Source organism: Lysinibacillus sp. UBA5990, from assembly GCF_002429815.1.
Lineage (GTDB): Bacteria > Bacillota > Bacilli > Bacillales_A > Planococcaceae > Lysinibacillus > Lysinibacillus fusiformis.
The window spans coordinates 1-13,482 of record NZ_DJAY01000008.1; the positions used below are offsets into that span (position 1 = coordinate 1).

Annotated in this window: 14 protein-coding genes; all 14 read right to left on the reverse strand. The window is 38.6% G+C overall.

Annotated features, from left to right (window positions below; genetic code table 11):
- Window positions 1–496: 496 nt before the first annotated feature.
- The gene (locus B3D94_RS05220; protein WP_069483034.1) at window positions 497–778 is read right to left on the reverse strand and encodes a hypothetical protein; all 282 of its coding nucleotides are present in this window, start codon (window positions 776–778) and stop codon (window positions 497–499) included.
- A gap of 199 nt (window positions 779–977) precedes the next feature.
- Window positions 978–2,480, reverse strand: a complete 1,503-nt coding sequence (gene lysS / locus B3D94_RS05225) for a lysine--tRNA ligase (protein WP_291755410.1) — start codon at window positions 2,478–2,480, stop codon at window positions 978–980.
- Window positions 2,481–2,657: 177 nt separating this feature from the next.
- The gene (dusB, locus tag B3D94_RS05230; protein ID WP_291755413.1) at window positions 2,658–3,698 is read right to left on the reverse strand and encodes a tRNA dihydrouridine synthase DusB; all 1,041 of its coding nucleotides are present in this window, start codon (window positions 3,696–3,698) and stop codon (window positions 2,658–2,660) included.
- 67 nt (window positions 3,699–3,765) lie between these two features.
- The gene (gene folK / locus B3D94_RS05235; RefSeq protein ID WP_291755416.1) at window positions 3,766–4,278 is read right to left on the reverse strand and encodes a 2-amino-4-hydroxy-6-hydroxymethyldihydropteridine diphosphokinase; all 513 of its coding nucleotides are present in this window, start codon (window positions 4,276–4,278) and stop codon (window positions 3,766–3,768) included.
- Window positions 4,278–4,643, reverse strand: a complete 366-nt coding sequence (gene folB / locus B3D94_RS05240; RefSeq protein WP_069483038.1) for a dihydroneopterin aldolase — start codon at window positions 4,641–4,643, stop codon at window positions 4,278–4,280. The genes folK and folB overlap by 1 nt, the downstream gene beginning before the upstream one ends.
- Entirely contained in the window at window positions 4,643–5,497 is an 855-nt protein-coding gene (folP, locus tag B3D94_RS05245; RefSeq protein ID WP_291755420.1) for a dihydropteroate synthase, read from the reverse strand. The genes folB and folP overlap by 1 nt, the downstream gene beginning before the upstream one ends.
- A 13-nt stretch (window positions 5,498–5,510) precedes the next feature.
- Window positions 5,511–6,350, reverse strand: coding sequence for an aminodeoxychorismate lyase (gene pabC, locus B3D94_RS05250; RefSeq protein WP_069483040.1), 840 nt, complete (start codon window positions 6,348–6,350; stop codon window positions 5,511–5,513).
- Complete coding sequence (gene pabA, locus B3D94_RS05255) at window positions 6,351–6,932, reverse strand: aminodeoxychorismate/anthranilate synthase component II (protein WP_069483041.1); 582 nt, start codon at window positions 6,930–6,932, stop codon at window positions 6,351–6,353.
- Window positions 6,929–8,338, reverse strand: coding sequence for an anthranilate synthase component I family protein (locus B3D94_RS05260; protein WP_414673976.1), 1,410 nt, complete (start codon window positions 8,336–8,338; stop codon window positions 6,929–6,931). The genes pabA and B3D94_RS05260 overlap by 4 nt, the downstream gene beginning before the upstream one ends.
- A gap of 150 nt (window positions 8,339–8,488) precedes the next feature.
- Window positions 8,489–9,418 carry a cysteine synthase A gene (gene cysK, locus B3D94_RS05265; protein WP_008180299.1) on the reverse strand — a complete coding sequence of 310 codons (930 nt, stop codon included), beginning with the start codon at window positions 9,416–9,418 and terminating at the stop codon, window positions 8,489–8,491.
- A 278-nt stretch (window positions 9,419–9,696) separates the two neighbouring features.
- Window positions 9,697–10,668: a peptidyl-prolyl cis-trans isomerase gene (locus B3D94_RS05270; protein WP_069483043.1), complete on the reverse strand. Its 972-nt coding sequence runs from the start codon at window positions 10,666–10,668 to the stop codon at window positions 9,697–9,699.
- Window positions 10,652–11,533 carry an Hsp33 family molecular chaperone HslO gene (gene hslO, locus B3D94_RS05275; protein WP_069483044.1) on the reverse strand — a complete coding sequence of 294 codons (882 nt, stop codon included), beginning with the start codon at window positions 11,531–11,533 and terminating at the stop codon, window positions 10,652–10,654. Before hslO ends, B3D94_RS05270 begins: the two co-directional genes overlap by 17 nt.
- A gap of 21 nt (window positions 11,534–11,554) precedes the next feature.
- Entirely contained in the window at window positions 11,555–12,322 is a 768-nt protein-coding gene (locus B3D94_RS05280) for a type III pantothenate kinase (protein ID WP_069483045.1), read from the reverse strand.
- A 179-nt stretch (window positions 12,323–12,501) separates the two neighbouring features.
- Entirely contained in the window at window positions 12,502–13,335 is an 834-nt protein-coding gene (locus B3D94_RS05285; RefSeq protein WP_069483046.1) for an aldo/keto reductase, read from the reverse strand.
- Window positions 13,336–13,482 lie beyond the last annotated feature (147 nt).

Consider the following 13,482-nt stretch of genomic DNA (forward strand, 5'->3'; position numbering starts at 1 on the left):
GTTCAGTTTTCAAGGTTCATTTAGTTGCCGTGTTTTTTATAGCAACTCTTAAATTATAATATACTCAGCTATCATTGTCAACAACTTTTTCAAAAAAGTTTTTTCGTTTACAAGAGACAACTTTTAAATCTTATCACAACCACATTTCAGTGTCAACAACTTTTTTTGTTTATTGAATCTTTATGATGGTGTTGTTCTTACGTCGTTTTAACGACAAGTAATAATTTATCATGTTCGTAGGTACTTCGCAAGTGTTTTTTTCACAGAAAACGATACTATTGAAAAAACATGCATTAGTAAGCTATTTTATACACTTATGAGAAGATAGATTTTATATCATTCTCTGTTCTAACTTAAATGATTTGTTTTACTACACATTGCTTTCTTTTAAAACTCAAAAACTAAAACATATAAGCAGGAGTTAAAGCATCTGCTTCATTTTCTCCTGCTTACTCAACTAAAAAACCTCATCGTTTGTCATTCAAGCTTCGTGCTACTACTTTAAGCCATCATCTTGTGGATCAACTATATTTAAGCACCACAGGAAATTATCCCACGCGGAATACCAGCCACTGAAAATTTCAGAAGAATCATCCCAGCGAACATCGAACTTCTTATGTCCGTCAATCTCTACTAAATGTAAAGTAAGATTCTCGTCTTTTTTGGCAACTACTAATTTCATTCCATGTTCAAGTTCTTCTTCTGTAAATGGAACATCCGATACAGAACGTAATTGAGCCTGTTCAAATACTTGTTTGTTAATAATTTTGTAATTCATTATATGCCCCCAATAAAAGTACTTCTTTTTTATCTACTGTCATTTATAAAACATAGAACTATAAAAGTATAACCTAAATATAATCCACGTTTAAACAACTTAATTTTTTTAATACAAAAAAGAGGAGAATTGCCTTATCCAGCAAATTCTCCTCTTCATTCATTCTATTCTTATCTTACTGCTAGAAAAGATGCTACGACTATTTTGTAATATGACGCATTGTCGGGAATAATAATACATCACGAATGGAAGGTGAGTTTGTTAATAGCATGATTAATCGGTCAATACCGATACCTAGCCCACCAGTTGGAGGCATACCATATTCCAAAGCTTCAATGAAATCATTGTCCATTTCATGCGCTTCATCATTACCAGCTGCTTTCTCTGCTAATTGTGCTTCAAAGCGCTGACGTTGATCGATTGGGTCATTTAATTCTGTGAAGGCATTTGCATGCTCACGACGAACAATAAATAGCTCAAAGCGATCTGTGAAACGCTCGTCCTCTGGATTTTTCTTTGCAAGAGGCGAGATTTCCACTGGGTGTCCATATACAAATGTAGGTTGTACAAGTGTCTCTTCTATTTTTTGCTCAAAGAATTCATTGATAATATGACCTACTTCATGAACATCTTTCACTTCTACTCCATGTTCTTTAGCAAGAGCCTGAGCTTGCTCTTTTGTCATCGGCTGCCAGAAGTCTACACCTGTTGCTTCTTTTACGGCATCAACCATGTGAATTCGTTTCCAGCCCACTGCAAGATTAATTTCATCTTCTCCATATTGAACTGTAGTCGTTCCAAGAACTTCTTGAGCAACGTGAGCTATAAGGTTTTCCGTTAGAGACATGATATCTTGATAGTCAGCGTACGCTTCATAGAGCTCAATCATTGTAAATTCAGGGTTATGTCGTGTAGATATCCCTTCGTTTCGGAATACACGCCCAATCTCATAAACCTTTTCTAAACCACCCACAATTAAGCGTTTTAAATGCAATTCGATTGCGATTCGCATATATAATTCCATATCAAGTGCATTATGATGAGTAATAAATGGACGAGCAGCCGCACCACCAGCAATTGTATGAAGCATTGGTGTTTCTACTTCTAAATATCCAGAGTTATCAAGATAGTTGCGGATAGCACGAATAATTTTAGAACGTGCTATAAATGTTAATTTGCTTTCTTCATTCGTCATAAGATCTAAGTAGCGTTGACGATATCGTTGCTCAACATCCTGTAAACCATGGAATTTCTCTGGCATAGGACGTAGCGCTTTTGTAAGGAATGTGAATTCCTCTGCCTTTACTGAAAGCTCGCCAACCTGTGTGCGGAATACATTTCCTCGGATACCTACGATATCTCCCAAATCAGCTTGTTTAAATAATTCATACGCTTCTTCACCTACATGGTCTTGACGAACGTAGATTTGAATTTGGCCACCCAAATCTTGAATATGTGCAAAGCCAGCTTTTCCTTTACCGCGCTTCGTCATTATACGACCCGCAATAGTAACCTCTTGCAGATTTTCTTCTAGTTGCTCTTTTGTTTGATCTGCAAATTGTTCCTTTACTTCTGTTGACAAATGCGTACGCTCAAAACGGCTACCAAATGGATCTTGTCCGTTCTCTAATATAGTCGTCATTTTTTGGCGTCTCACCAAAAGCTGGTCATTTAATTCTTCTATGTTTGACACTTGTTTCACTCCTTAAATAAATAGCGTTTACGTCCATAATATTTCTATTGTACACAATTTTAATGCTGTAATCATCTGTTTCAGTTTATTTTCAATACAAGATAAGATAATTAATAATTCTAAAAATTAAAGCCTGCAAAAAAAAGCGTCTCTGGCAAAACTTGAGACGCTCACAGTATCTTTATCTTAAATAATTAATTCTTTTGTTTCAGGGACCAGGAGATTGGGATCGGATTCTTCATACTCTTGAACAAGGCCATTTAATAACACGCGCAGCTCTGCTGCCGTTTCTGTTTGGTTAATAGCGTTACGTGCTTTACCATTTCCTCTAATTCCCTTCAAATACCACGATGCATGCTTACGCATTTCACGAACTGCTATACCTTCTCCTTTTAATTGGAGCAGACGTTCAAAGTGAAGTAGACAGACGTCCATTTTTTCACGTACACTCGGTTCTTCCTTTAATTCACCAGTTTCTAGGTATTGAACTGTACGATAAATCATCCATGGGTTACCCAAAGCGGCACGACCAATCATCACTGCATCTACACCCGTAGTTTCTAGCATACGTTTAGCGTCCTGCGGCGTTTCAACATCACCGTTACCAAGAACAGGGATTTTCACGTTCTCCTTTACCTGACGAATGATATCCCAATTCGCCTTCCCTTCGTACATTTGTACACGTGTACGACCATGAACTGCTACCGCTGATGCACCAGCACGTTCAACAGCCTGGGCATTTTCAATAGCGAAGATATGCTCATCATCCCAACCAATTCGCATTTTTACGCTAATTGGCTTTTTCACTGCATCCACCACAGCGGCTACCATTTCATACACTTTATTAGGATCTAAAAGCAAGCGAGCTCCCGCTTCACATTTAATGATTTTATTAACAGGGCACCCCATATTGATATCAATAATATCAGCGGTTGTATTTTGATCTACATACTTAGCTGCCTCTACTAATGTTTCTTTATCTCCACCAAAAATTTGTAATGACAAAGGATTTTCACGTTCATTAATATAAAGCATACCTAATGTTTTTTCATTTTTTTGAACAATGCCCTTATCACTAATCATTTCAGCATATACAAGCCCTGCTCCGAACTCCTTAACGGTTAATCGGAAAGCAGAATTACAAATCCCTGCCATTGGAGCTAATACAACACGGTTGTCCATGACAATATCGCCAATTTGAAAGGGCTTCTCTGTTGTTTGACTCAACGTTGTCTTCCTCCTATATAGGCATGTACCTATTTATCCTTAATTTAAAATTATATTAAGCGCCAACCTAACTCACTATAAGAGGTTCGTTAGTCGGCTGCCACAAGCTTATACCTTCACTCTCACAGTCCATCTGTTGAAATAAATGATGTGCTTGTTGTAGCTGATCGCCGAAAGGTGCTGGAGTAATCTCTACCAGTGGCACTAAGACGAAAGCTCGCTCATACATTCTTGGATGAGGAACAAGTAGGTTCTCTGTTTCAATATTTTCGTGATTGTAAAGTAAAATGTCAAGGTCGATGATTCGTGGACCCCAACGAAATTCTCGCACACGCCCTAATTCTTGTTCAATCGATTGGCAAATCTTCAGCATTTCAGTAGATGATACATCGGTTTTGAGATGAACAGCCATATTCAAAAAATCTGCCTGATCTGTATAGCCTACTGCTGCCGTTTCATAAACAGACGAAACACGAACAACCTCAATGTTCTCCTTCTCTCTTAAGAGAGCAACAGCTTGTTGAAGGTTTTCATATCTCTCACCCATATTTGTACCTATTGATAAATAGACATCTTTCATTAAAAATCACCTCTCGTTACTTCAACAGATACTTCTTTGTAATAGCCATGAATTGGTGGGTCTGGCTTGATCAGCTCTACACGAACGCCCTTTATTTTTTCAGGGTATGTTGTTAAAATCACGTTTGCTATTTTCACAGCAAGTGCCTCAATAAGTTTAAAAGGTTCTCCTTCTACAATATCACGACACAAAGCATAGACCTCTGCATAATTTACTGTATAAGTGAGGTCATCCGTTTCTCCAGCCTTTGTCATATCTACAGCCAACGAAACATTTGCTCGAAAACGTTGACCAAGAGTTGTTTCTGCCGCTAATACCCCATGGTAACCATAAAACTGCATATCCTTTAAATGAATATAATCCATTATGCCTTCTCCTTATACAGTCGTTTCCCTACTAGCACATCAGCCATATGCGCTGCACGTGCCATTTCCTTTACATCATGAACGCGTATCATATGACAACCCTTTTCAATTCCATAAACTACCGTTGCTCCCGTACCTTCAAGACGTTCATCAACTGGTAGCTTCAAGACATTGCCGATCATGGATTTACGTGATGTTGCTAAAAGGACAGGATAGCCCAGTTCCACTAAATCCTTTAAGTGTTGCATCATGGCTATATTATGCTCAGTGTTTTTAGCAAAGCCAATACCAGGATCTAGGATAATATGACGATCAGGAACCCCTGCTTGATGTGCGATAGCAATACTTTCATCTAAATCTGCCTTCGCCGTTGACCAAAAATCAACACCATACTCCATATTTACACGATTGTGCATTAAAATTATTGGAACATGTAAATCAGCTGCAACCTGTGCAATTTCCGGTTCAGCTTTTGCTCCCCAAATATCATTTATCACATGCGCCCCCGCCTCAATGGCAGCTCGTGCTACATTTGCTTTATACGTATCAACCGATATAATGGCATCTACTTCTTTCAATAAAGCTTGAATAACAGGTACAATACGTGCGATTTCATCTTCATCTGAAATACGCTCGTAACCAGGACGTGTAGATTCTCCGCCAACGTCGATTATTTTAGCTCCATCGGCCACCATTTTTTTCGCTTGAGCTACCGCAGCTTCGACACTGTTGAACTTTCCTCCATCAGAAAAGGAGTCTGGTGTAACGTTTAAAATACCCATTACAAACGTTTCTTTTGTAAAGTCTAATGTAATACCATTAATCGTTAATGGCTTCATATATTTATCTAGCATACAAACGCTCCCTTTATCGTTGCTCCACTTCTTGAGCAAATGCATCATGTAAACGCGTATATACAGGTCCTTTATTACCCAATAATTGCTGGTTCTCTATATGAATAATCGGTACAAGCTCCTGCACAGAATTGGTAATAAAGCATTCCGTACTTTGTCGTAAATCTTCCTTCGTATAAAAGCCTTCTCTTACTTCAAGACCAAGAGCATCAGCTTTCTTTATAACCCAAGCTCGAACAATACCAGGTAGTATGCCTGTTTCCAAAGAAGGCGTATATAGTATATCATTTTTTACCCAAAAAACATTTGAGGTCACACCTTCTGCAACATAGCCCGCTTCCGTTAAAAAGAAACCTTCCTGCTGTGCCAATGACGGCAGCTCGAAACGACCAAGCACATTGTTGCCATAATGATGTGATTTGACACGCACCCCTCGTTCAGGTGAATTACGTGGTGTAGTAAGCCACTGAGCTGTCTTTTCAGTTCCACGAGGTGTATCCAGTAATTCTTTACGAAAGATAATGACATTGGGTTGAGTGTATTCTGTTGGCTGCAAACCAATATTATGTTCACCTGCTGAAACATTAAGACGGAAATAACCATCCTGACCACCAGCTTGCTGATTTAATTGTTGCACAACCTCAAATAATACACTTTCAGGATAGGTTAAATGAATGCGATATTGGGATAAAGCCTGCTGTAATCTTTCCATATGTGCATCCCATTCAAATATCTGCCCTTCATATGTTCGGAACGTTTCAAAGAAGCCCAAACCATATAAAAAACCATGGTCAAAAGGGGAAATTCGCAAATCCTCGGCTACCATATAGCTTCCATTCATCCAACACTGCATCTATTTAACTCCTTCTACGTACATTTCTATATATTGACGAAGGAGTTGTTTACCTTGCTCAGTCATAATAGATTCTGGGTGATATTGTACACCCTCTATTGGATAATCCTTGTGACGAAGCCCCATAATTTCTCCCTCTTCTGTCCAAGCGGTTACTTCTAGACACGTCGGTAGCGTCTCTTTTTCTACAATGAGAGAATGATAGCGAGTAGCTTGAAATGGGTTTGGCATAGCTTTATGTAAACCAACTTCAGCATGTAATACAGGGGATGTCTTCCCATGCATAAGGCGCTCAGCCCGTATTACCTGACCACCGAACACTTGCGCAATAGCCTGATGTCCAAGACAAACACCTAAAATTGGAATATTTCCCGCGAAATATCGGATAATATTCAGACTTTCACCCGCCTCATTTGGACTACACGGCCCCGGTGAAATAACTATCATATCAGGTGCAAGTTGCTCTATGTCCTCTATTGTTAATACATCATTTCGTTTTACTATTACCTCGTGACCAAATTCACCCAAGTATTGTACGATGTTATAAATAAATGAATCATAGTTATCAATCATTAAAATCATTTTGCTCGCTCCTCCGCCATTGCCTTTGCCTGCCACATGGCCTTCGCCTTATTTAAAGATTCCTGATATTCTCTTTCTGGAACAGAATCAATGACAATACCTGCTCCTGCCTGAATATGCGCGACCCCATCTTTTATAAATGCTGTCCGAATCACAATATTAAACTCCATGTCCCCGGTATAGCCGAGCCAGCCGATAGAACCCGTGTATAAGCCACGTCTTACAGGCTCTAATTCTTCAATAATTTCCATTGTGCGTATCTTTGGTGCACCAGTAATAGTACCGCCTGGGAACATTGCACGGATAACATCAGCATTTGACTTGTCTTCAGCTATTTCTCCCCGAACATTCGATACAATGTGCATAACATGCGAATAGCGTTCAATGACCATAAATTCATCCACTTCTACTGTTCCATAGGTTGATACACGCCCTAAATCATTACGCTCTAAATCTACTAACATCACATGCTCTGCGCGTTCTTTATCATTGTCAATTAATTCTTGAGCTAATGCTAAATCTTCCTCTTCAGAATTTCCTCTTGGACGAGTTCCCGCAATTGGTCTTGTCGATAACTCTTGTCCTTGGCGTTTAACTAAAAGCTCAGGTGATCCAGAAACAACCGCAAAATCAGGGGCTTCCATATAAGCCATGTAAGGTGACGGATTAAAGGCTCTTAATGCCTCATATACATCCATCGCTGTCGCATGTAAGTTTTTAGATTGACGAACTGATAAATTCACCTGAAACACATCACCTTGTGCGATATAGGTTTGAATTTTCTGCACCGCCGCCTCAAAGTCAGTCCCTGCGAATGACACAAGCAATTCACTCTCGTCATTGACTACTTCTATAGCATTGGTCTTTTCAAATTTACGCGTAGCTAGTCCATCCTGGGCTGCTACTTGCCAATTAGTAGCCCACTCTTCTAAGTCAACAACACAATCTTCTAGCTTCATTAACGTGACAGTATTGTTTTTCACATCATGTACTGCCCAGCTATCAAACAAATAAAAATAAATATCTGGTACTTGTAGATCATCCTTAGCTGTATTGGGAAGCACTTCAATATTACGCGCATAATCATATGTCACAAATCCAATGGCCCCCCCCTGAAAAACTGGAAGTTCCGCATTATAGGAAACCTGATATTCCCCCACGAGCTCTTCCAATAACGCAAGAGATTCACCTGGTAAAACTTGGCTTATGCCATTTCTCCAATTTACTAAAAGTCCGTCCTCTACTGATTGTACAGTTGCTAATGGATTCCAAGCAGCTATTGTAAAATGACCACCACGTCCACTTTCTAGAAAGACATGCGAATCTTGTGTCTCAGTTTGCTTTTTATAGCTATAAAAAAATGAATCTGCATCCATCTCTACTGTTTTCGTCAAAATTGTCTTCAAATTAGCTTTCCCCTTTTAAATCATTTGATGTGATTCCATCTTAACTTGAATATTACATAGATGCGAATATTTTTATAAGGCTCTATGAAATTCTAAGCGCACTAAAAAAGACCCCTTATCATGAAGGAGTCCTTTTTCTATTAACTTATATTAGTCTTCAAATTGATAGAGAGGTGTTGATAGGTAACGTTCGCCATTCGAAGGCACAATAGCAAGGACATTTGAACCCTTACCTAAACGTTTTGCAGCTTCAATTGCAGCATAAATCGCAGCGCCTGACGAAATACCACATAAAATACCTTCTTCACGCGCTACTTTACGAGCTACTTCAAAAGCTACCTCGTTTTCAACAGGGAATACAGACGAATAAATTTCTGTATCTAAAACTGTCGGCACAAACCCTGCTCCAATCCCTTGAATTTTATGTGGGCCAGGTTGACCACCAGAAAGAACAGGTGAATCTTTTGGCTCTACAGCGATAATTTCAACATTTGGATACTTCTCTTTCAATACGGCACCTGCACCTGTAATAGTACCACCAGTACCAACTCCAGCTACAAATGCATCTAGTGTTAAGCCATCAAATGCTTCAACAATTTCAGGACCTGTAGTTAGACGGTGAATAACAGCATTCGCTGGGTTCGTGAATTGTTGTGGTAGGAAATAGCCATGCTCTGCAGATAATTCTTCTGCTTTAGCAATAGCACCTTTCATACCCGCTGGTCCAGGAGTCAATACAAGCTCCGCACCATACGCACGAAGTAAGTTTCGTCGCTCTAAACTCATTGTTTCTGGCATAACTAAGATTGCTTTATAGCCTTTAGCAGCAGCAATCATCGCAAGACCAATACCTGTATTACCAGATGTCGGCTCAATAATCGTACCACCTGGTTGTAACGTTCCATCTTTTTCTGCCGCTTCAATCATGGCTAACGCTAAACGGTCTTTCACTGAGCTTCCTGGATTAAAATATTCTAGTTTTACATAAACAGTACCTTCATTTTCACTTGTTGCATGATTTAATTTAACGATTGGTGTTTTACCAACTAATTCAGCTATCGAGTTCGCTAATCTACTCATCTAATAATCCACTCCCAATCCCTACTAATTTTATAGGTTTTACTTATTTTGTATTTTATCAATTTTTCCATTCGATTGTCAATAAATAAAACTTGTATTTTCAGAATATTTATCTACTGTCAAAAATGGATAGCGCATTTACTAGTCAATTAAACATCGCACAAAGATAAAAAGAATCTGCACCATTTGTCGGGTAGGTCAATTCTGATGACATCATATGTCTGCAAGTTTTTTTAGACTCATGCTACCCGCAAAGAACTTGCAGATTCTTTCATTTATTATTTTTCTTTTTTAGATTCTCCATAATACCATGTAGCATTAAATTCAGACCAAAACGCTTCAGGTGTAACAGATTGTGGCAACTGCTCTAAAGCCAATTCACGCTCGATATGTTCTTTCACATCGTCATATGTAAAGGATTGTCCCTCTAAAACCTCTTGCACCTGAACAATGCCATAATGACCATTATCTAACTTAAAAGCTTTACTTACCTCATTTGCCTTTGTAGACTTTACAGCATTAATAATGGCAGGATCCATGTTTTCCTGATTTTCCGTCAGGAAACCAACATCTCCCCCTAAACTCGCCGAAGCACTATCTAAGGAAATCTCACGGGCTAGCACTGAAAAATCAGAGCCATTTTTTAATTCACCCAGCGCCTCATCAGCAGCTTTCTTGGCATCAACCTCAATAAAATTAGTACGATAGCTTGTTTTTGTATTGTATAGTCCCTGATTTTCCTCATAGTACTTTTCAATACTCTCTTCACTTATCACCACATCTTTTGTGAGTACCTTATCTAAAATAAGTTGTGAACGAATTTTTTGGCGTAGTTGCTCCGCTGAGAGATTTTGCATCGCTGTATCAAATTTATCTTGAGCAGAACGCATTAAGGCTAATTCGAGATCAATTTCTTGATCAGTAACTTTAATTTTATATGTCTTTGCTGCCTTTTCCATTACAGATTCATTGACTAAATTTTGTAGTGTTTCTTTACCATATCGCTCTTCCATAGCAATCATCCACTCTTGTCGCGTGATAACATCCCCGTCAATGGCAGCGACTTGTTCATCGCTACCAATTTCCTGACTTTTATTTGGGATGGCCCATGCAATGAACCATAAAATATTACCTAATAACAATACCGCAATGACAGCCAGTGCTGGTTTTGTTTTTAAACGGCGCTGTAATAAAGGGGGGTGGTTTGGTGTTGTAGTAGCAGATGGTCGTCTATTACGATTTGAGCTCATCAATAAACCCTTCTAACTCTTCTTTTGAAAAATGATAAGTCTCTAAGCAGAAATGACATTGTGCATCTGCACTGCCGTCCTCTTCAATCATTTCTTTAATTTCAGCTATTCCTAGACCTAAAATTGCTGCACCAAACCGCTCTTTTGAACATTGACATTTAAATTCAACTGGCATGGAATCTAAAATTTGTAGATGTCCATTTCCTAATACAGCTTCTAATATTTGCTCAGGTGTAAAACCTTTTTCAATCATTTTTGAAACTGGCTCTATTGTAGCAAGATGCTGTTCGATTTCATTGATTGTTTCTTCATCACAGCCTGGCATTAATTGCAGAATAAATCCTCCTGCAGCAAGAATTGTGTTGTCAGGATTAACTAATACACCTAAACCAACCGATGAAGGTACTTGCTCAGATGTAGCGAAATAATAAGTAAAATCTTCAGCAATTTCACCTGAAACAATGGGTGTTTGGCCCGAAAACATATCTCGCAATCCAAGATCCTTAACGATTGTTAGAGCTCCTTCTGTTCCAACTCCTGCTCGCACATCCAACTTACCTTGTTCGTTTAAGTCGAAATGAACATGAGGATTCGTGACAAATCCACGTACTTCACCATGTGCATTACTATCGATTACCATTGGACCAATCGGACCATTACCCTCAATCTTGATTGTAATCTTCTCTTCACCTTTTAACATAGCACCCATCATTACAGCCGCTGTCATGGAGCGCCCTAGAGCAGCTGATACAACTGGCCATGTATCGTGACGACGTTGTGCTTCTCCAACTGTGGCTGTTGTACGGGCTGCAAATACACGAACCTGTCCATTAAATCCTAAACCTCTAACTAAATAATCCTTCATAAATGAAATGTCCCTCATTTCTTATTGGTTACGTTTATACAGTTTATATAAACCCTTTAACGTTAAAAACGGATCCACAACATCAATAATTTGCGTTTCCCCTGCAATTAGATTTGCTAATCCACCTGTAGCAATTACTAATGGCTCCTCTTTACTTTGTCCCTTCATCCGATTAACAATGCCTTCAACTTGTCCTACGAAGCCATAAAAAATTCCGGCCTGCATGGCGGAAACTGTTGTTTTTCCTACAATATGTGTAGGTCTTAATATTTCAATACGCGGCAATCTAGCAGCCTGAGTATAAAGCGCCTCTGTCGAAATGGTTATACCTGGCGCAATCGCACCACCCATGTAGTCGCCTTTTTCATTTAAATAACAATAAGTTGTTGCTGTACCAAAATCAACAATAATACAAGGTGATTTATATAAGTCTAAAGCCGCTATAGCATTAACAATACGGTCAGAACCAACCTCTCGAGGATTTTCGTATTTAATATTCAAGCCCGTTTTGACACCTGGACCCACTATTAGAGGTTTTTTTTGAAAATACTTTTGACACATTGCCTCTAAAGAATACATAATTGGTGGCACAACTGAGGATATAATAATGCCCGTAATTTGTTCAAATGAAATGCCTGCATGATTAAAAAATGAAAGAACTTGCATAGCATATTCATCTTCTGTTTTATAAAGGTCTGTCACCATACGCCAATGGAAGGCTAATTGTTCGTTGTCATCATAAACACCTAACACTATATTAGAATTCCCTGCATCTAAAACTAAAATCATGGTTGACACCCCCATATCATTATTGTAACTTTCGTCAACCTACTGTTACAACTTACATTATCCATCAAACTAGAAGTTAAAACACTTTAGAAAATGATACCATACTTTTTATACTAGGAAATAGTATTCCAACCTTCTAAAAAAAAGAGCATCCTAAACTAGGACGCTCCTTAAAAAAATTATTTGAAATTAAATTTTTCCGGATCTGGACCACAGCGTAGACCGTCATTTAAAGCATCCAGTTGATTCATTTCACCATCTGTTAATGTAAAGTCAAAAACATCAAGATTTTCAACCATACGAGTGGCTGTCATCGTTTTTGGGATAGTTACAACGTTGTGCTGTACATCGTAGCGTAATACGATTTGAGCAGGCGTTTTGCCATACTTAGATGCTAAATCTTGAATCAATGCTTCCTCCAATAAGGCGCCGTTCATTAAAGGAGACCAAGCCTCTACTTGGATGTCCTTGTCTGTACAATAAGCACGTACTTCCTCTTGCGTTAAATGTGGATGGAATTCGATTTGATTAATAACAGGAATAACCGTAGTTTCTTTCAAAAGTTTTTCTAAATGATGTACATGAAAGTTACTAACACCAATTGAACGCACTCGGCCATCTTGATAAATCTTTTCCAGTGCCTTATAGACATCTAAATAATTTGTGTCAATGCCTGGCCAATGTACTAAATATAGATCCAAATAGTCTAATCCTATTTTCTCTAAACTGCTATCATAAGCGGCAAGTGTTTCTTCATAGGAAAGTCCATCGTTCCAAACTTTAGATGTTATAAATAGTTCTTCACGCGTAACCAAACCTTCTTCTATGGCTGCTCGTATCCCTCGTCCAACACTTTCTTCATTACGATATACTTGTGCCGTATCGATGCTTCGATAACCTTTCGCAATAGCCGTTTTTACGGCTTCAGCTAGATCCTCTCCTTCTGGAACACGAAATACACCGTAACCAACCAAAGGCATTTTAAGTCCATTATTTAACGTTACAGTTCCCATGCGAAAACACTCCTATCCATTTGTCTTTACAAATACATCTTGTCTCCACCATTTGTGCAGAGTCATATGTAGCTGTCTTCCACTAATATCCTAATGCTTTTTCATAATAAAAGGCAAAGAAAAAGACTGTTTACTCATTTTACAGTA